Origin of the sequence: Streptomyces dangxiongensis, from assembly GCF_003675325.1 — a bacterium.
In the GTDB taxonomy this organism is placed as follows: Bacteria; Actinomycetota; Actinomycetes; order Streptomycetales; family Streptomycetaceae; genus Streptomyces; species Streptomyces dangxiongensis.
In genome coordinates, this window is the sequence record NZ_CP033073.1 from 7,708,935 (window position 1) to 7,727,252 (window position 18,318).

Annotated in this window: 19 protein-coding genes; 9 read left to right on the forward strand and 10 right to left on the reverse strand. The window is 71.1% G+C overall.

Annotated elements, in window-relative coordinates; all coding sequences use genetic code 11:
* Positions 1-363: 363 nt before the first annotated feature.
* Entirely contained in the window at positions 364-1,074 is a 711-nt protein-coding gene (locus D9753_RS34665; RefSeq protein ID WP_121790605.1) for an HAD family hydrolase, read from the forward strand.
* 149 nt (positions 1,075-1,223) lie between these two features.
* On the opposite strand, the gene D9753_RS34670 is transcribed toward D9753_RS34665, so the two are convergent.
* The 3 genes from D9753_RS34670 to D9753_RS34680 all read right to left on the reverse strand — a co-directional run bounded on the left by D9753_RS34670 (position 1,224) and on the right by D9753_RS34680 (position 3,364).
* A complete protein-coding gene (locus D9753_RS34670; RefSeq protein WP_394346787.1) occupies positions 1,224-1,367 on the reverse strand; it encodes a hypothetical protein in 144 nt (47 codons plus the stop codon).
* A gap of 116 nt (positions 1,368-1,483) precedes the next feature.
* Positions 1,484-2,116, reverse strand: a complete 633-nt coding sequence (locus tag D9753_RS34675; protein WP_121790606.1) for an HAD-IA family hydrolase — start codon at positions 2,114-2,116, stop codon at positions 1,484-1,486.
* 33 nt (positions 2,117-2,149) lie between these two features.
* On the reverse strand, positions 2,150-3,364 hold the full coding sequence (locus D9753_RS34680) for an MFS transporter (RefSeq protein WP_394346788.1): 1,215 nt from the start codon (positions 3,362-3,364) through the stop codon (positions 2,150-2,152).
* 77 nt (positions 3,365-3,441) lie between these two features.
* On the opposite strand from D9753_RS34680, the gene D9753_RS34685 reads away from it, so the two are divergent.
* Positions 3,442-4,203 (forward strand): DeoR/GlpR family DNA-binding transcription regulator, encoded by a 762-nt coding sequence (locus D9753_RS34685; protein WP_121790607.1) that lies wholly within the window; start codon positions 3,442-3,444, stop codon positions 4,201-4,203.
* 7 nt (positions 4,204-4,210) lie between these two features.
* On the opposite strand, the gene D9753_RS34690 is transcribed toward D9753_RS34685, so the two are convergent.
* From D9753_RS34690 to D9753_RS34700, 3 genes are all read right to left on the reverse strand, one after another.
* Positions 4,211-4,393 carry a hypothetical protein gene (locus D9753_RS34690; RefSeq protein WP_121790608.1) on the reverse strand — a complete coding sequence of 61 codons (183 nt, stop codon included), beginning with the start codon at positions 4,391-4,393 and terminating at the stop codon, positions 4,211-4,213.
* 558 nt (positions 4,394-4,951) lie between these two features.
* On the reverse strand, positions 4,952-5,257 hold the full coding sequence (locus D9753_RS34695) for a hypothetical protein (RefSeq protein WP_121790609.1): 306 nt from the start codon (positions 5,255-5,257) through the stop codon (positions 4,952-4,954).
* A 424-nt stretch (positions 5,258-5,681) separates the two neighbouring features.
* Positions 5,682-6,260 carry a TetR/AcrR family transcriptional regulator gene (locus D9753_RS34700; RefSeq protein WP_121790610.1) on the reverse strand — a complete coding sequence of 193 codons (579 nt, stop codon included), beginning with the start codon at positions 6,258-6,260 and terminating at the stop codon, positions 5,682-5,684.
* 267 nt (positions 6,261-6,527) lie between these two features.
* On the opposite strand from D9753_RS34700, the gene D9753_RS34705 reads away from it, so the two are divergent.
* The 4 genes from D9753_RS34705 to D9753_RS34720 are packed head-to-tail and all read left to right on the forward strand — an operon-like array spanning position 6,528 to position 11,368.
* Positions 6,528-7,109, forward strand: a complete 582-nt coding sequence (locus tag D9753_RS34705; protein WP_121791450.1) for a (2Fe-2S)-binding protein — start codon at positions 6,528-6,530, stop codon at positions 7,107-7,109.
* A complete protein-coding gene (locus D9753_RS34710; protein WP_121790611.1) occupies positions 7,106-8,098 on the forward strand; it encodes an FAD binding domain-containing protein in 993 nt (330 codons plus the stop codon). Before D9753_RS34705 ends, D9753_RS34710 begins: the two co-directional genes overlap by 4 nt.
* The gene (locus D9753_RS34715; protein ID WP_121790612.1) at positions 8,095-10,233 is read left to right on the forward strand and encodes a xanthine dehydrogenase family protein molybdopterin-binding subunit; all 2,139 of its coding nucleotides are present in this window, start codon (positions 8,095-8,097) and stop codon (positions 10,231-10,233) included. The genes D9753_RS34710 and D9753_RS34715 overlap by 4 nt, the downstream gene beginning before the upstream one ends.
* Positions 10,226-11,368, forward strand: coding sequence for an XdhC family protein (locus D9753_RS34720; RefSeq protein WP_121790613.1), 1,143 nt, complete (start codon positions 10,226-10,228; stop codon positions 11,366-11,368). Before D9753_RS34715 ends, D9753_RS34720 begins: the two co-directional genes overlap by 8 nt.
* Positions 11,369-11,990: 622 nt before the next feature.
* Here the strand turns inward: D9753_RS34720 and D9753_RS34730 are convergent.
* Positions 11,991-12,554 (reverse strand): hypothetical protein, encoded by a 564-nt coding sequence (locus tag D9753_RS34730; protein WP_163010868.1) that lies wholly within the window; start codon positions 12,552-12,554, stop codon positions 11,991-11,993.
* 416 nt (positions 12,555-12,970) lie between these two features.
* The gene (locus D9753_RS36820; protein ID WP_163010869.1) at positions 12,971-13,153 is read right to left on the reverse strand and encodes a hypothetical protein; all 183 of its coding nucleotides are present in this window, start codon (positions 13,151-13,153) and stop codon (positions 12,971-12,973) included.
* Positions 13,154-13,256: 103 nt separating this feature from the next.
* On the opposite strand from D9753_RS36820, the gene D9753_RS34735 reads away from it, so the two are divergent.
* Entirely contained in the window at positions 13,257-13,790 is a 534-nt protein-coding gene (locus D9753_RS34735) for a 2'-5' RNA ligase family protein (protein WP_121790616.1), read from the forward strand.
* Between the two features lie 134 nt (positions 13,791-13,924).
* On the opposite strand, the gene D9753_RS34740 is transcribed toward D9753_RS34735, so the two are convergent.
* Positions 13,925-15,145, reverse strand: a complete 1,221-nt coding sequence (locus D9753_RS34740) for a Cmx/CmrA family chloramphenicol efflux MFS transporter (protein WP_163010870.1) — start codon at positions 15,143-15,145, stop codon at positions 13,925-13,927.
* A gap of 507 nt (positions 15,146-15,652) precedes the next feature.
* Between D9753_RS34740 and D9753_RS38825 the strand changes: the two genes are divergently transcribed.
* Together D9753_RS38825 and D9753_RS34750 are read left to right on the forward strand one after the other, a co-directional pair.
* A complete protein-coding gene (locus D9753_RS38825; RefSeq protein WP_276209453.1) occupies positions 15,653-15,784 on the forward strand; it encodes a hypothetical protein in 132 nt (43 codons plus the stop codon).
* Positions 15,785-15,901: 117 nt separating this feature from the next.
* On the forward strand, positions 15,902-16,576 hold the full coding sequence (locus D9753_RS34750; RefSeq protein ID WP_240468373.1) for a hypothetical protein: 675 nt from the start codon (positions 15,902-15,904) through the stop codon (positions 16,574-16,576).
* 471 nt (positions 16,577-17,047) lie between these two features.
* On the opposite strand, the gene D9753_RS34755 is transcribed toward D9753_RS34750, so the two are convergent.
* Positions 17,048-18,130 carry a protein kinase family protein gene (locus D9753_RS34755; protein WP_121790619.1) on the reverse strand — a complete coding sequence of 361 codons (1,083 nt, stop codon included), beginning with the start codon at positions 18,128-18,130 and terminating at the stop codon, positions 17,048-17,050.
* Positions 18,131-18,318: the final 188 nt, after the last annotated feature.

The following is an 18,318-nucleotide window of genomic DNA, read 5'->3' on the forward strand; positions in this document are numbered from 1 at the left end:
CATCAATTTAGTGCGCCAGCGTACGCCTGGAGCTAAAGAGGGTCGCACGCGTGCGGTAATTACGCATTCCTTCGAAAGGGAACACGGGTGAGTGGTAGGGGGCGCGGTTGGCCCCGGTTGCCGCGCAGCCCACGTATATGTGCCGACTGGGGGCCTCAGCAGCGCTGTTGACGGCCCTGACGGCCGACCGCCGCTGTCGCCGCCGCACGGCCATACGCCCGGATCCCGGCGCAGTCGAGTCACTGAAAAGAGTCATTGCCCGATTCGCCGGGACAGAAATAACGTAACCGTCACTATCTTTCCGGTTCCTCTGGATAGTCGGAAATGCCGCATGCCATGCGTACGAACGCATAGGAGGCCCCTGTGACCACCACGGCCCACGACCTGCTCGGCTGGTCGCCCGAAGCCGTCGTCTTCGACTGTGACGGCACCCTGATGGACAGCGAACGCCACTGGCAGGAAGCCCGCAACCGGGCCTTCCATGAGTATGGGCTCCAGCCACCGCCCGGGTTCGCGGTGCGGGCCACGGGCCTGCACTACGAGGACTGTGGCCGGCTGATGGCGCGATCGGTGCACAAGCCCGAACTGGCGGAAGGTCTGACGGCCGCGCTTCTCGACCACTTCCTGGCACTCGTCACCGACGAGCCGGCGACGATGCCGGGCGCGATCCAGCTCGTCCGGCTGCTCTCCGGCCGGCTGCCGCTGGCGGTGGCGAGCAACTGCCCGAGGGTAGTGGTGGAAGGCAGCCTGGAACGGGCCGGACTGCGCGCGCACTTCCAGCACATCGTCGTCCCCGACACCGGGGACCGCGTGCGTCCCAAGCCGCACCCGGACGTCTACGCCGTGGCGGCCCGGCTCTGCGGTGTCCGCCCGCACCGGGCGCTGGCCGTCGAGGACTCCCTGACCGGTGTGGAGGCGGCCCGCCGCGCCGGACTGCGGGTCCTGGGCGTCGGCCCCCGACCGCAGGGCGACGGCGCCACCGGAGCCGACCTGTGGTTACCGGCGCTGCACGCCCCCGAACTGCTGAACTGGGCCCGCTCCTGCGGCCCCCCGAGGCAGGCGCCGGAGCCCTAGGGCCGCGTCACGAAGGCACGCTGAGCGCCGGCTCTCAGCACCTGGACCTGCGCCCCGGCGATGGGCCCAACGCCTATCAGCGTCCGCACCGACCGCTGCTCGGTGCCGGTTCCGCTGACGGCCGGGGTGTCGAAGCGATGCCGAGGACCTCAGCCGCAGCCGGCGCCCAGGATCCGGTGGCCGGTGACATCTCCGGCGAGGGCCGGCATCGCGGGCCGCGCGTAGTACGCGTTCACGACGTTGCTCCCGGTTGCCGCCGAGTACGCCTCGGCCAAGCTGTCGTAGTCATTCACCTGGACCCGGTCGGCAGGCTGGGACGAAGCCTTCGGGGCACGTCGGTTACGCCTTCCGTCGTGAATTGGGTATGGAACCTCCCCGGCCCGCGTCTTTTCTGATGTTTCATCAGGTGTTATTTCCGCATGGAGGGCCGAGTCGGCAACCAGTGGTCGATGACGGAGGCCAGCTCGTCGCGGTCGGTGAAGACGTGTCCGTTCATGCCGGCGGCCCGCGCGGCGCGCACGTTCTCCGCGCGATCGTCGACGAAGAGGAAGTCGGTCGGGGCGGCCCGCATGGCGACGACGCAGTGATGGAAGGCTGCTGGGGCCGGCTTCGCCGCTTCGATCTTCCCGGAGAAGGCAACGTGGTCCAGATCGCGCAGCCAGGGCTGCGCGATGAGGAAGGCGTCCGCGTGGTCTGAGGGGATGTTGGACAGCAAGGCGACCTCGGCGACGTCGCGCAGGGACCGGACGTAGGCGACCATCCGGTCGTCGACGCGTGACCAGCTCTCGATGTCGGTGAGGCGCAGTTCCTCGATCGAGTCGGCGTCGGCGGACAGGGACAGCCGTCGCAGTACGGCGGTCCAGTACTCGGGCGCGGACTGCCGGCCGGCGTCGTAGGGCGGGCGGCAGGCCCAGTAGGCCGTGGCGAAGGCGTCGGTGGGGGCGTGGCAGCGGGCGGCCATTTCTTCCAGGGCGCCCGGGCGTTGGTGGCGGGCGATGACCCCGAAGAGGTCGAACAGCACGATGTTCCGGTCGGTGGACACGCTGGTGGATTCCTTCCGGTTCCCGAGGGGCGTTCAGTGCCTGCTTGCTGCCATCTCGCGCATGCGGTCGGATCCCGTGCGCAGGATCCCGGCGGCCATCGCGGTGATCGCGCACAGCAGGGTCAGCAGTACGAACGCGTGATTCAGCACGACGAGGTGGGTCAGCCAGCCGATGATCGCGGGGCCGGCGAGCATGCCGACGTAGCCGAGCCCGGCGACGCGGGAGACGTTGGCCCCGGCAGCCGAGGGGTCGGCGTGCCCGGCTGCGCTGAACAACTGCGGGACACAGCCGGACAGTCCGAGACCGAACAGCGCCCAGCCCGCGAACGCCGCCCATATCCACGGGGAGACGGCCACGATGGTGATGCCGACAGCGGCCGTGGCCGCGCCGTGGCGCAGGATTGCCATGGACCCGAACCGGGCGACGAGGCGGTCGGCGAGCAGCCGGCCGATCGTCATGGTCGCCGCGAAGGTGCCATACGCGAAGGCGGCAGTGCTCGCGGGGGCACCGAGGACGTCCTTCAGGTGGAGCGCGCTCCAGTCGTTGGCGGCTCCCTCGCACAGCATGACCATCAGAGCCAGGGCGGCGAGGAGCCAGATGCGCCGGCTGGCTCTGCGGCAGTCTGCGGGCTGAGCCTGCCCGGCCGCCTCCACCGAGTCCGTGTCGGCAGCGGTGGGTGCGGCTGGCAGCAGGGCGCCCGCCGACACCAGGGCGATCACGACGCCAAGGACTCCCATGACGGCCATGCCTGCGGCCGGGCTCAGACCGGCGCTCGCCGTGGCCGCTCCGGCGAGCGAGGCGAGGACACCGCCGACCGAGAACGTGGCGTGGAAGGCCGACATGACGGGGCGGCCGTACGCCTTCTCCACGTGTACGGCGTGGGCATTCATGCTCACGTCCAGGCAGCCGTTGCAGAACCCGAAGGCCAGCAGGGCACCTGCCAGCGTCCAGGGGTCCCGGGAAAGGCCGGGCAGCGCCAAGGCCGCACTGCACAGCACGCCGGTGGCGGGGACGACGATGCGCGCTCCGAGTCGGTCGGTCAGACGCCCGGCCGCCTGCATGCCGATGAACGCCCCCACGCCCAGCAGCACCAGGAGTCCGCCGAGCGTCGCGTGGCTGACGCCGACGCGCTCCTCGATGGCGGGGATGTGCACCACCCAGGTGCCCATCGCGGTGCCGCAAAGGATGAAGTAGACAAAGGTTGCTGTTCGGGCGGATCGAAGCGTATGACTCATGGCCGCCACCATAACGAACAGACATCGTGGTTGAATACTGTCAGTTCGCACACATTGATTGTTCGTTCCAGGCGGTGTTCAATCGCGGTATGAGCAACGCAGACCGACAGGGGATGATCGCGCAGGCTGTCAGAGAGTCGGGAAGGATCACCGTCCAAGACCTCGTCCGGCTGACCGGCGCCTCCGAGATGACCATCCGGCGCGACCTCGACGCGCTGGCCGCGCAAGGCGTCCTTGAGCGAGTCCGCGGCGGGGCGCGCACCCTGCTGCTCCGGGGCGATGAGCCGCCCTTCGCGCTGCGTGCTCGCGAGGCCGTCGATGCCAAGCGCCGCATCGCGGCCGAAGTGTGCTCGCTCATCGCCGACGGCGAGACCGTTCTCCTCGACAGCGGCACCACCTGCCTGGAAATCGCCCACCTGCTGCGCCGACGACCGATCACTGTGATGCCCCTGTCATTGCAGGCCATCCACGTACTCGGCCAGGGTCCCGGCCTGGCAGGGCTGATGGTGCCCGGCGGGCAGCCCCGGGCCGCGGAGGGAGCCCTCACCGGCCCCCTCGCCCTCGCCTCGCTGGCGGCACTGCGCTTCGACACCGCCATCATGGGCTGCTGCGGCCTGAGCTCAGCCGAGGGTCTGACCGCCTACGACCTCGATGACGCAGCCGTGAAGAAGGCCGGCATCGCCTCCGCGCGCCGCATCATCGTCGCAGCCGACGGCAGCAAACTCGGCCACACCGCCTACGCCCACGTCGGCCCCTCCACACTCCTGCACACCCTCGTCACCGACACCACAGCTCCAGCCGAGGAGGTAACCGCGCTGGAGCGCACCGGCACCCTCGTCAAGGCTGTCTGACGAGGCTTCACCACTCGCCGAGTGGAGTTTTCTCGTGGTGCCCCCGGACAGCCGACGAGCGCTCGGTCGGCAGTTCGATGACGTCCCGCCATGCCTGGATGCAGATGAGGACGATCTTGCGGCAGCGGCAGACGCTGAGTTCGAGGTCGCCGTAGGCGAAGAGCCGGGGCCACTGCCGACGCCGGCTCATCGTTCCGACGTCCCAAGGCTGGCCGAAAGCTGTGGCACTGGTCCGTGCATGTGACCAGCGGGTTCTTGCTCAGTCTGCAGCAGCCTGTTCGGTGCTGGCCCGGGTGGTGGCGAGTCGGTAGGAGGGTCGGGCGTGTCAGGCGGTCGCGTCATCCTCAACCGACGTGGGGAGCGGCGAGGTGGACCTTCCAGGCACAAGCCCCGCCTGAAGCCGTGGAGCGCCTGAAAGTCGATGGGACGTACGGGAGTTCCTTCACCCCGACCAGCGGCTGGCCGATCAGTTCGGGGAGTTCGCCGCCACGTGCTGACCGGGACGTGCTGCGGTCCTGGTTGACAGCCGGGCCCAGCCCTCCCATCGGAGGGCCGGGCCCGTGGTGCATCGTCGGGAGACGTCGTCACGGGCCCCACGGTAAGCGGGGGAGACCACGGGGGAGCCGGGCGCCGCTCGTACTGCACGGGCATGGCGCCGGCGGCGGGACGGCCCGCCGCCGGTTCGCCGGCTCCGCCTGAAGCGGGGTCATCCGCCCGTCGACCTGCGAGAGCGCGTACTGAAGGGCGTTCAGCGGGACTCGTCGTAGGGGTCGCGGCTGCCGGACTTGGCCAGGCCTCGGCTGATCATGTAGCCGACGGTCAGGGTCACGATGTACAGCCACGCCTTGTCGGCACGGAAGTAGTCGACGTGGCCGTCGTCGTCTCCCACGACCATGGAGGCGATCAGCACCGCGACGACCGCGGCGATGTAGGCGAAGAATTCGGTGGTCTTGAAGGCGGCCTTCGTCTCGGTGGAGAGTCGGCGCGGCCGGTGAGCGCTTACTTCATCGCCCGCGTGGTGGCCTGCGTTGCCGACCGGGTTCACAGCGCTCATGAGAAGGCGCCTTCCTCGTGATGGAGAGCATCAGAAGCCCTCGGGGGGTACGAATCGCGCCAAGATCGACGCTGCATCCAACGAGTGCCCGTCAGCAGCGCGTTAAACATCGCGTCAGGTCATGGTCACGACAATCGCACGGGTGATGCTGTCTCAGATGCGGGAGTTCTGACGGCGTCCACACCCGTCCGGGCGGCAAGCGCACCTCGGGCCCACCGCCGACTTCCAGGACCGCGACGGTACGCACTGGCTCCGGCAGGATGGCCGGCTGGCCAAAGGCGAGCCCATGCGAATCCAGACAGCCGCGGATGAAACAGCGTGAGGGAGCGAACGGGGGCGTTGGCGTTCTGTAGGTGAGGCACCGCCGCGCCGCATCCCGGTGGCACCTCACCCACAGAACGCCCCGCCCGCTTCCGCCCGCACCTCACCCCCGGGGTGCCCCGCTGCGCAGGCCGGACATGATCAGGTCGAGGAGTCTGGCGGCGCGGGGGCGCCAGTCGTCGTGGGGGTCGAGTTGCCACAGGCCCGCTATGGCGAGGAGGAAGTCGTCGGCGGTGACCGCCGGGCGGATGATGCCGGCCTCCTCGTTGGCGCGGAGCAGCAGTTCCGCCGCGTGGGCCACCGGTGTCGGGGAGGGCTTGGCGGGGCCGCCGGGCGCGCCGGTGACCTGCCGTATCGCGTCGGCCAGTCCGGCCTTGGCCATGGCGAACTCGGCGAGCCGGTCCATCCAGGCGCGCAGGGCCTCGTCGGGCGCGCGGGTGGCGAGCAGGTGTTCCGCGCTGTCCGCGACCTGCCGCATCTCGTGGCGGTAGATCTCCAGGACGAGTGATTCGCGGTTGGGGAAGTTGCGGTAGAACGTGCCTTGCCCGACACCGGCCTTCTTGGCGATCTGGCTCAGCGGGGTGTCGGCGCAGCGCGACAGTTCGGTGAGTGCCACTTCCAGGATGCGCTCGCGGTTGCGCTGTGCGTCCGAGCGCCGGGTTGCGTCCTTGTGCTGCGGCACTCGTCCTCCTCAAGGCGTGGCCGAACCCCGCCCTTGCTAAGCGGACAACTGTCCGTTACGTTTTCCATGAACGGACAGCGATCCGGTTACGTTCACCATAGCGGCGCAGGCGGCCCTACGGCAGTCGCCGGCCGCCCCCATGGGCCCTGCGCCCCGCACCTTCGTTTCGCCCCCGCCCTCGCGGCCCCTGCCGCACGACGTACTCCCCGCGCCGCCCCCTGGGCCGCCGGCTCCCCGTCTGTCCTGGAAATGCGAAAGAAGCAGCTCATGGCCTCATCGACGTCCAGTGTCATCACCTTGAGGATCAACGGCGAGAAGTACACACTGCCCGTCGACCACCGCACCACCCTGCTCGACGCCCTGCGCGAGCGCCTCGATCTCACCGGCACCAAGAAGGGTTGCGACCAGGGGCAGTGCGGGGCCTGCACGGTCCTGCTGGACGGACGCCGGTCCGTCGCCTGCCTGCAACTGGCCGTGGCGGCCGAGGGCCGGGAGATCACCACCATCGAAGGCGTGGCCGACGGCGATCGGCTGCATCCCGTGCAGCAGGCCTTCCTCGACCTGGACGGCTTCCAGTGCGGCTACTGCACACCGGGCCAGATCTGTTCGGCGATCGGGATGATCGAGGAGCACGCGGCGGGCTGGCCGAGCGCCGTCACCGAGGACGTCCACCCCGAAGCGGGGCCCCCACCCCTGACCACCCGCGAGATCCGTGAACGGATGAGCGGAAACCTGTGCCGGTGCGCCGCGTACGTCGCGATCGTCGACGCGGTGGCCCGCGCCGCCGAGGCCCGGCCGGACGAGGAACGCGTGCACCCCGCGACGGGTGCCGAGGAGGTCGTGGCATGAGGGAGTTCGACTATCAGCGGGCGCACGACGTCGCCGGGGCCGTCGCCCTGCTCGGCACCGATCCGGACGCCCGCTATCTCGGTGGCGGTACCAACTTGGTCGACCTGATGAAGACCGGTGTGGAGCGGCCCGCGCACCTCGTCGACATCCGCGGACTCCCGCTGGACGAGATCGAGACCACCCCACAGGGCGCTCTGCGCATCGGCGCCACCGTCACCAACGGCGACCTGGCCGCCCACCCCGAGGTCCGGCGCCGCTACCCGGCGCTCGCCCAGGCGGTGCTGGCCGGTGCGTCCGGCCAGCTCCGCAACATGGCCACGGTCGGCGGGAACCTGCTCCAGCGCACCCGCTGCGGCTACTTCACCGACGTCACCCAGCCCTGCAACAAGCGGGTCCCCGGCAGCGGCTGCCCCGCCATCGAGGGCGAGCACCGCAACCACGCGATCCTGGGCGCTTCCGACCACTGTGTGGCCGTACACCCCTCGGACATGGCCGTGGCCCTGACCGCCTTCGACGCCGTGGTCCGGTTCGAGACGGCGGACGGGCCCGGGGAGGTGCCGCTCGCCGACTTCTACCTGCCCGTCGGGGAAACCCCGCACCGGGAGACCACCCTGCCGCCGGGCGCGCTGATCACCGGTGTGACGCTGCCGCCCGCCCCGGTCGCCACCCGCTCCCGCTACCGCAAGGTCCGCGAGCGCGCCTCCTACGCCTTCGCCATCGGCTCCCTCGCCGCCGCGCTCGATGTCCGTGACGGCGTCGTCCAGGACGCGCGCCTGGCCCTCGGCGCCGTGGCCTGCCGTCCGTGGCGGGCCGTCGCGGCCGAGCGGGTCCTGACCGGCGCACCGGCCACCGCCGAGACCTACGCCGCCGCTGCCGACGCCGAGCTGGCGGTGGCACGGCCGCTGCCGCACAACGGATACAAGGTGCACCTCGTCCGCAATCTGGTGGTGGCCGTCCTGACCGAACTCGCCGAGGAGAGCGCACGATGAGCGCCGTCACCACCGGAACACCCGCCCAGGCGCCCTCCGTCGGCACCGCCCACACCCGTGTCGAGGGCAGGGCCAAAGTCACCGGAGCGGCCCGCTACGCGGGCGAGGTGCCCTTCGCCGACCTCGCCCACGGCTGGCTGGTGCTGTCCACGGTCGCCCGTGGCCGCGTCCGCGCCCTGGACACCGACCCCGTCCTCGCCATGCCGGGCGTCCTCGCCGTGCTGGACCACCGCAACGCCCTGCGCCTGGAGACCGACTACACCGGTCTGATGGGCATGCGCCCCGATCCGACCTGCGCGGTCTTCCAGCACGACCGGGTGCCGCACCGGGGCTGGCCGGTGGCGCTGGTCGTCGCGGAGACGTCCGAGCAGGCGCGGGAGGCCGCCGAGGCGCTCGTCGTGCACTACGAACAGCAACCGCACGACGTCGAGTTCACCGGCGAGCGGCCGGACGCGTACCCGCTGGACGGCCATATGCCGGCGGTGACGCAGAAGGGGGACCTCGACGCCGCGCTCACCTCCTCGCCCGTCGTCGTGGACGCCGAGTACACCACCCCCGAAGAGCACCACAACCCGATGGAGCCCCATGCGGCGACAGCCCGCTGGGACGGCGGACAGCTCCAGGTGATCGACTCCAACCAGGGCGTCACCTGGGTCGCCGGCGAACTCGCGAACCTCTTCTCCCTCGACCCGGCCTCCGTGCGCGTGCGCTCCGAACACGTCGGCGGCGGCTTCGGCAGCAAGGGGGTCCGCGCCCACCAGGTCGCCGCCGTGATGGCCGCGACCGTCCTGCACCGGCCCGTAAGGGTCGTGTTGACCCGGCGCCAGATGTTCTCACTGGCCGGTTACCGCAGCCCCACCACCCAGCGCGTCCGGCTCGGCGCCGACACCACCGGACGCCTGCGCGCCCTGGACCACCGTTCCGTCAGCGCCACCTCCACGGTGTACGAGTTCATCGAACCGAGCGCCGGGGTGGCGCGGGTGATGTACGACGCCGACGCCCACCACACCGCCAACCGTCTCGTACGGCTCGACGTACCGACCCCGACGTTCATGCGCGCCCCGGGCGAGGCACCCGGCTCGTTCGCGCTGGAGGCGGCGCTGGACGAACTCGCCGAGAAGTGCGGGCTCGACCCGGTCGAGCTGCGTCTGCGCAACGAACCGGACAAGGGCCCGGTGTCGGGCCTGCCGTTCACCGGCCGCCATCTGACCGCCTGCTTCCGGGAGGGCGCCCACCGGTTCGGCTGGGCGGACCGGGACCCGCGTCCCGGGGTACGCCGGGAGGGCCGCTGGCTGCTCGGCACCGGTACGGCCGCTGCCTCGTTCCCGGCGGGCGCCGCGCCGTCCACCGCCGCAGCGACCGCGCACCCGGACGGCACCTTCACCGTGCGGATCTCCGCGGCCGACATCGGCACCGGCGCCCGTACCGCGCTCACTCTGGTCGCCGCGGACGCGCTCCAGGTGCCGCCGGAGCGCATCCGGGTGCGCATCGGGGACAGCGCCTTCGGCCCCGCGATGATCGCCGGCGGCTCCATGGGCACCCGCTCCTGGTCCTGGGCTGTCCAGGCCGCCGCCGGCGACCTGCGCGAACGGCTGGCGTTCGGCGCCGACATCCCGCCGGAGGGCATCACCGTACGCTCCGACACCACCGCGGCCATCGCGGCGCTGCCGCCCGCCGAACGCCACTCCTTCGGCGCGCAGTTCGCGGAGGTCGGCGTGGACGTCGGCACCGGCGAGGTGCGGGTGCGGCGCATGCTCGGCATCTTCACGGCGGGCCGGATCGTCAACCCGCTCACCGCCCGCAACCAACTGCTGGGCGGCATGATCTGGGGCATCTCCATGGCCCTGCACGAAGAGGCCGTCCGGGACCGCGCCTCGGGCGGCCATGTCGGCGCCGACCTGGCGGGCTATCACGTCGCCACCCACGCCGACGTACCCCGTATCGAGGCGGACTGGCTCGACGACACCGACCCGGACGACCCCGTCGGCATCAAGGGCATCGGAGAGGTCGGCATCGTCGGCGCCGCGGCGGCGGTCGCCAACGCGGTCTGGCACGCGACCGGCGTACGCCACCGCGACCTGCCCATCCGGCCCGACCGCGTCCTGTCGGCCGCCACGGGGGCCCCGGATGCTTGATCTGGCCGAGGAACTGCGCCACTGGATCGAGGAGGGCCGGGAGTTCGCCATCGCCACCGTGGTGGCGGTCGCCGGCAGCGCGCCGCGCGGTCCCGGCGCAGCCCTCGCCGTCGACAGCGCGGGCACGGTCATCGGCTCGGTCTCCGGCGGGTGCGTGGAGAGCGCGGTGTACGACCTGTGCCGTGAGGCGCTGCGGACCGGGCAGAGTGCGCTCGAACGGTTCGGCTACAGCGACGACGACGCCTTCGCCGTAGGCCTGACCTGCGGCGGGACGATCGACGTGCTGGTCACGCCGGTGGCCGGCGAGGCCCGCGTGCGCACCGTCCTGCAGTCGGCGCTGTCGGCCGCCGCGCAGGGCGAACCGGCGGCCCTCGCCCGGGTCGCCCGGGGCCCCGCCGAACTCCTCGGCCGGGCCTTGCTGGTCCGCTCCGACGGCACGTCCGAGGGCGCTCTCGGCGGCCACCCCGGGCTGGACCGGGTGGCGGCGGCCGAAGCCCGCGCCCTGCTGGAGGCGGGCCGCACCGGCACGGTGGACCTGTCGGCGGACGGCTCGCACTGCCCCGGCGGTCTGACACTGCTGGTCGAGTCGAACACGCCGCCCCCGCGTATGATCGTCTTCGGTGCGGTGGACTTCGCGGCGGCGCTGGCCCGGGCCGGCCAGTTCCTCGGCTACCACGTCACCGTCTGCGACGCCCGGCCCGTGTTCGCCACGCCGGACCGGTTCCCGGACGCCGACGAGGTCGTCGTCGACTGGCCGCACCGCTACCTGCGACGCACCGCGACCGATGCCCGTACGGTCCTGTGCGTGCTCACCCACGACGCGAAGTTCGACGTACCGTTGCTGAAGGCGGCCCTGCGGATGCCGGTCGCGTTCGTCGGGGCGATGGGCTCGCGCCGCACGCACGAGGACCGCAACCGGCGTCTGCGGTCGGAAGGCGTCACCGAACGGGAGCTGTCGCGGCTCCACTCACCGATCGGCCTCGACCTCGGCGCCCGCACACCGCAGGAGACCGCCCTGTCCATCACGGCGGAGATCGTCGCCGCGCGACGGGGCGGGACGGGGGTCCCGCTGACCGGGGCGAAGATGCCGATCCACCATGAGAACGGGGAGGGCGGACGGCCGGCGGTCGCCTGACCGTCATGGGCCGCCTGAAGGAAACTCGGCCTGCCTGCCCCGTTGCGAACAGTTGGGACGCGGCGGAACTCTCGATAGCCGGCGCGTCCTTGAGCCGGCGTACCCGCGGACTTCGACCCCATCATTGGCTGTTCGATCTCGCGGGTGCAGACGCCTTCCGAGGCGAGGCGACAGTGCCGGTCTCCTCGCCCCCGTCCCCGCCGTACGGACCGGCGCGGCGCGGAGCCGGACTTACGACGTCGTCGCGCACCAGCAGGCGATGATGCCCGAGCAGCTCTCGCGCCCCCGCCGCCGACCTCGAGCACGGCGACCAGGAGGCTGAGGCGGAGCCTGGGGAGGCGATCGATCTGACGGCGCTGCGCGCCCTGAAGGAGCCCCGCGCAGACGTGGAGGCCGTCGATCGGAAAGGGCGCCACCGATTCCGGTCCCGGCCGGACGCGCGGGGCGACGGCAGAGCGCAATCTGACCAGCGACCTCGAGCCGTCAGCTCGCCGCTGCTGACAGGGCCACCCTGCGGAGAACGCGCGGTACAGAGCCTGACGCGCGCGGCCGCCGCGCACACGCCAGGCCCGAAGCCGCACAACCGGCCAGGTCGGCGGAAGCTTCGGCCGGGAGGTCCTGATCAATCGGCCACCGGCAGTTCGGGCGTGCAGATGCCGCACAGGCGGTAGCGAAGGCCGCCGCGCGGGCCGATGCGTTCGGTGACCCAGGCCTCCGCCTCGCAGCGTGTCATCACCCGCATGTGCGTCGTCCACCCGCTGCTGGTCGAGCCGTCATGGGCGAATCGGGTCAGCGCACCGTGCAGCCAAGGGCCGGCGTCGCTCTCCACGTCACCGACCGACACCGCGCGGCAGCCGGTGCGGTGAAGTGTGTGCCTTCCGGCGGCGTAGGGGTACCGGCCGATCTGTTCGAACCGGCGCCGCTGCACGAGCGACTCGGCACGCAGGGCATCGAACCGGCCCCGGGCCTCGGCGCAGATCCCGCAACCGGCCTCGCACACCGACACCGGGACCTCACCGGACCCTTCCCGCCAGGTCTGCCGGGCCGGTGCCGCAAGGCCCGCCGCCGTGTCCGCCTGCGTGCGCTGGGGCGGTGTGGTCCGGGCGAGGCGACGAGCGGCCGCGGCCCGTCGGGCAGCCTCGCCCGCCGCGCGCTGCCCCCGTGCCGTACGCCCTCGCTTCGCCATAGAAGTTCCCCTCTGGTCGACTGTCGCAGCCGTCCGTCACATGCCGCCGGCTGCACCGAGTAGGTTGCCAGCAATCAGCGGCACATGGACCGAACGGCGCGCGGTTGCAACCGTTTTGTCCCATGGCTGTGAGCAGCCGCTCAGGTAAGTACCTCGGCACGGGACGCCTGCCGGTTCACGCGCAGGCGGAGGTCGATGTGCCCCCCGCTTGGGCCGCGCCACCCAGGCCTCTGGCGGTTGCGTCGAGCGGGCGTACTCGCGGCCACCGCCCGCCGCGCTGTTCACGCGGGCGTGTACCTCCGGGCGGTGCTTGGGCCCCGGCTTCGCTGCGCTCGGCGGCGGAGCGCCCCTCGCGCACATATAGCCCCCTACCTGGCGGCCGACCGACGTGCCCGGCCTGTACGCACCGGACGACGTCATGCGCCCGCGGGCAATGCCGGCAGGCAGGTACGGCACAGGCGGTGGCGGGCACCGCCGCGCGGGCCGATGCGCACCGTGATCCATGCCGCTGCTTCCTGGCCGTTCATCACTTCGCTGTGCGTCGCCCACTCGGTATTGGTGGTGCCCTCGTGGGCGAACTCGGTCAGAGCGCCCTGCACCTCATCCCGTGCTCTGACTCGTCGGTGCCGTGCGGCCGGCTCGTGCTGGTGTCGTCCTCGGCGGGGCGGCGGAACCGCAGGCGATCGCCGGTAGGCTGCGGCGGTGCGCACGGTCGAGCTCCTGTTGGACGAGGCGGCAGAGCGAGCGGTCCGGGAGGCCTGGCGGCGGCTCGCGGACGCGGGGCTGCCCAGTCAGGCGCGCCACCGCTCACCGACCAACAGCCCCCACCTCACCCTGGCCGCCTGCCCGGAGCTGACCGCCCCGATCCGCTGGGAACTCGCCGAGGTGGCCGCCGCCCTGCCGCTACCGGTGCGGTGCACCGGCATGGTCCGCTTCGAGCGGCCCACCTCGGTGCTGGCCTGGGCGCTGGACCTCGACTCCGCGCTGGCCGGCTTGCACCGCCGGGTGTGGGAGGCGGTGGCCTCGGACAGCCCGCCCGAGACCCTCAACCCCTTCCACGAACCCGGGCGCTGGAGCCCGCACATCACCCTCGGCCGGACCCGGCGGGCCGGTGCCTTCGCCGACCGGCGGATCCCCCTGCTGCTGCCGGCGCCGCCGCTGTCGGTCCGGCTCACCACCCTGCGCAGCTACGACACCCGGACCGGCGCCCTGGAGGTGCTGGAGCCACACCCCTGAGACGGAACCGTCCGCGCCGTACGGATCAGTCACGATGGGGCGTACGTTGCGCGTACCGAAGTCGTCCGTCTGACAGGTGCCCGCGCTGCCCGCAGGGTCGGGCACCGTGTGCGGGGAAGCACCTGATGGTGCGGTCACGCGCGGGCGGGCTCCGCTGCGGAGTCGGCGGCCGAGGCCGCGGAGGCGATCACCCGGGTCGGGCGGGGCGGCGTGCGGCGGTGCAGGCGCAGTGCGACCGCGGCGAGGGCGATTGCCGTGACGGTCATGGCGGCGCCCGCCCAGGCGGTGGCGGAGAAGCCCAGGCCCGCGTCGATGACGGTGCCGCCCAGCCACGGGCCGCCGGTGTTGCCGAGGTTGAAGGCGGCCGTGGTGGTGGCTCCGGCCAAGGTCGGGGCGGCGCCGGCCACGTTGAACATGCGGGCGTTGAGGGCCGGGGCGGTGAAGAAGGCCGAGACGCCGAGAAGGAAGGACAGCGCTGTGGCGACGGCCGCCACCCCGGCCAACAGGGCGAGGGCGGCCAGGAAGACCGTCGAGGCGGTGATGCCCCACATCATCACGCCGAACAGATGCGCGTCGGCGACCCGGCCGCCGATGGTGGTACCGATGAGCGCGCCGATGCCGAAGAGGCCGAGGATCCACGGGACCCACTTCGAGTCCAGTCCGGCCACATCCGTGAGCAGCGGCGACAGGTAGCTGAAGGCGCAGAAGACGCCGCCGGCGCCCAGCGCCGTAATGCCGATGGCGAGCCACACCTGAAGGTCGCGGTAGATGCGCAGCTCGCGGCCGAGCGTCGGCCGCTCGGCAGCCAGCGGGATCCGGGGGATCAGCGTCAGAATGCCGACGAGAGCGACAGCGGAGGCCGCACCGACCGACCAGAACGCGGAACGCCAGCCCAGGTGCTCGCCGAGGAACGCGCCGGCCGGGACGCCGAGGACGTTGGCGATGGACAGGCCGCCGATCATGACTCCCATCGCGCGGGCCCGCTGGTTCCTGTCGACCATGGCGATGGCGACGGCCGCGCCGACCGCCCAGAAGCCGGCACAGGCCAGGGCCGAGACGACGCGCGAGGCGAACAGGAGCTCGTAGGAGGGAGCGAGCGCGCCCGCGACCTGCCCGAGACCGAAGAGGCCGATCAAGGCGATCAGGGTGGTGCGGCGGGGCAGCCGCAGGGTGCCCACGGCCAGCAGCGGCGCCCCGACGACCATGCCGATCGCGAAGGCGGATATGAGCAGGCCCGCCTGGGGGATGCTGACGTCCATGTCCTCCGCGATGGGCCTCAGCAGTCCGGAGAGCATGAACTCGCTGGTGCCGAGCGCGAAGACGGACAGTCCGAGGATGTAGACGGCTACGGGCATGCTGGGTCGTGCGGCATCTGCGGGCATGACACTCAGCAACCCACGTCGACACGATCAAATTCCCCCGGGCAGGGCCAGGTTGTGCGGTGATTCCTTGCCTTCGCACGCCTGCCGGATGGGCACCCGGCAGCATGTCCGCGAAGGTCCAGACCCTGTCGACAAGCCGCCGACATCGGACCGACAGCCCCCGATGTCACCGACACCGCGGCTCCGCCGCCCGATCACTCCAGGTCGAAGCGTCGATCAGCCGGGAGGAGGCTCAGCGCACGAGCTGATGCGGGTGCTCCTCGGACCCCGAGCGGGCCGAAGGCGGCTCGAACAGCGGCGGTGGTCCGCACCACCGCCATCCAGGGCCCGGCGCTCACCACCGTGGCGGGCTGGAGGCCGGCTCGGTGCAGATACCGAGGCGCCGCCCGGCCGCCACGCCTCCCGAGTCTGACCACCACGACCAGGAGCCGGGCAGGGCCCCCGCCGCGGCTTGTTCTCCGCCGCCTGCCGTGCCGTACGGTGACGCCGTCCCGCCCGCCGGACACCACGAAGGCCGTCACGTTCGCCTTCTCCGGCCACATCGCGACCATCCTCGACCAGGTGGCCATCTCCGGCAGGGTGGCTGACAGTTGGGTGAACTCGTGGTCGTGAATGTGCCGCTTGAGGCCTTCCTCCTGATCCCGGTCGCAGCTCCCTCCCCAATTCCGCACCACTTACCTTGCCCTTACGCTCCTCCCGTACCTCATGCACCACCCAGGGAGGGGATCCATGGCCAACTGGAAGCTCATCGGCGGCATCGCAGGCGGTGTCATCGTGCTCGGCGCAATCAGTAACGCCGTCAACGGCGACAAGGACAACACCGCCGCCACACCGACGCCGTCGAGCGCCGCCTCAAGCGCTGCCGCCACGCCGACACCTGCCGACGCCGACAGCAAGGCCGACGCGGCACCGGCCGAGGACGAGAAGAAGACCGTCCCGAACTTCGTAGGCATGGGCCTCCAGTCCGCTCAGGACAAGGCGCAGGCCGGAGTGTTCTACAGCCTCGACTCTCACGACTCCTCCGGCCGCGCCCGCATGCAGATCCTCGACCGCGACTGGAAGGTCTGCAGCCAGAACGTGAAAGCCGGCAGCGTCGCCTCGACCAGCACCGAACTGAACTTCGGCGCGGTCAAGCTGTCCGAAACCTGCCCGGCCAAGGACCAGGCCGAGCCGTCGGTCGCGGGCGGCACGATGCCCAACTTCCACGGCAAGAGCGTCAAGGCCGCCCGGGCTGCGCTCGACAGTGGCACGTCGATCACCGTCGACGACGCGAGTAGCGCCGACCGCATGATCCTGATCGAGTCGAACTGGCAGGTCTGCTCGCAACAGCCTGCCGCTGGCGCGAAGGTGATGGGGCAGCCGGTCGAGCTGACCGCGGTGAAGTACGGCGAGACCTGCCCGTAGACACGCGTGAGGTCCCGGAGGCACCGCCGGCCCCGGCTTCGGGGCCTCTGCCGGTCGAGAAGTTCCAGCCCCACGGCTGGCCTGGCCCGTGGCGGCCCCTGGGCTGTCGCGGCGGTCAGGCCGGCACCGACAGCGGGCTGCTGCGGGAGCATCGGTACGCCCTTGCCCGTGGGCCTGAACAAGTGGGCGCCTGGGAGCCGGCCGAGGGGTTCCGAGCGCCTGCTCGTATCCGGTGGAGTCGGGTCGGGCCAGGTCACGGACCGTGTTGTTGGTGAGCTGGTTGAACATCGCCGTGCTCGTCAGCAGCGGGGTGCTGAATACGGTGATGACACCGTCGGCACCGAGGACGTCGAGGGCGCCCGCTTCGGCACCAGGGCCTGCCTTCAATGTCCCTGAGCCAGGTGGTGCGGGGGCAATTCCTTGCTTCAGGCCTCGTCGTACGGCGGTCGTGGTCCTGCCCGGCCTGCCCTCTCACGCGCCTGGCGCTGAGGTGCTGGCCAGGGCTCGCTTGATCTCGGCCGCGGGGAAGGGAGTGCGCTTGCTCTGCGTGAGAAGCCGATGGTGGAAGTCGTCCAGGACGATGGCGTGCGGGGCGTGCCGGTCGATGATCGCGCGGATGTCGGGTGATATTCGATCGGGTCGGTGGCCGTTGACCCATTCGCGCAGGAAGGTGCCGGGTTCGGTGCCACCGCGTACATCGTCGGGCAGGTGATGGCGGAGCAGGTGGGTGGGTGCGTAGGAGCGGTCGTACACGAGGTGATCGGCCAGGAAGGTGTCCTCCTCCGCCGAGAGTTCGAAGTCGCAGCTCAGCGCGAGCCCGAAGTCCGCGAAAAAGATGTGCTGGCCGTCGGTGAGCACATTGGCGAAGTGCGTGTCGAAGTGGACCAGTCCGCGCGCGCTCATGAACTGCGTCCCCTGGAGCAGCCCGTCCTCGACCCACCGATAAGCCGACTCGTCTCCTGGCACGGGCCAGGCCGCATCACGGTTATCGCCGAGCCACGCAGCGAGCGTCTGGGGCACATGCTCCAAAAAGAGAACCAGACTGCAAGAAGACCGTCCGATGGCCTCCAGCCGATGGCGCACGGCTGGTGACCCATCCCAATGCGCGACGGCCTTTTCCACGCCCCCGAACTCGTCCACGAAGCCGGCCGGGGGGCTATCAGAAAGAATCCGCCAGTGATAGAGCAGCGGGAAGCCTGCGTAATCGTTCTTCAGTACCCAGCTTGTGGTCATGATGTGCGCAGCCAGCTCACGCCAGGCACCGAATCCCGCTGATCCCACCCCGTACTGGTAGAAGAGGGGAAGCTCGAAAAGGTTGGCGGTCGACCGCACGTGCTCCGGCTGCAACTCGATGTCCGTCAGGGGCACGCGTTTGACGAAGACGGGTATCTCTTCGACTTCCATCTCCGCAGACCTGCCGCCGATGCCGGAACCGAGGCCAGGTGCGGAGGCGACCGCCTTCTCAAGCTGGCGGTCGCTCAACAGGGACAGTCGTGTTCCTGCGGTTGCGCAGGCGGAAATTCGCGCGGCATGTCCTGACTCGGTCACATCCATCGGCGTCCCCGGACTGGCAAGTGATCTGGCTTCCGTTGATCATGCCAGGAGTGGGCACGCGGTGGAACCTGACCGGGAGGGTCACCGTTTCTCTCGATCCATGGTGACGATCGGCAGGAGCGTGGCGCTGGCTGGGATGGCGATCTCCCGGGATGCCGTCCCGGTTGTCCTTCGCTCGGAGGAGTTGA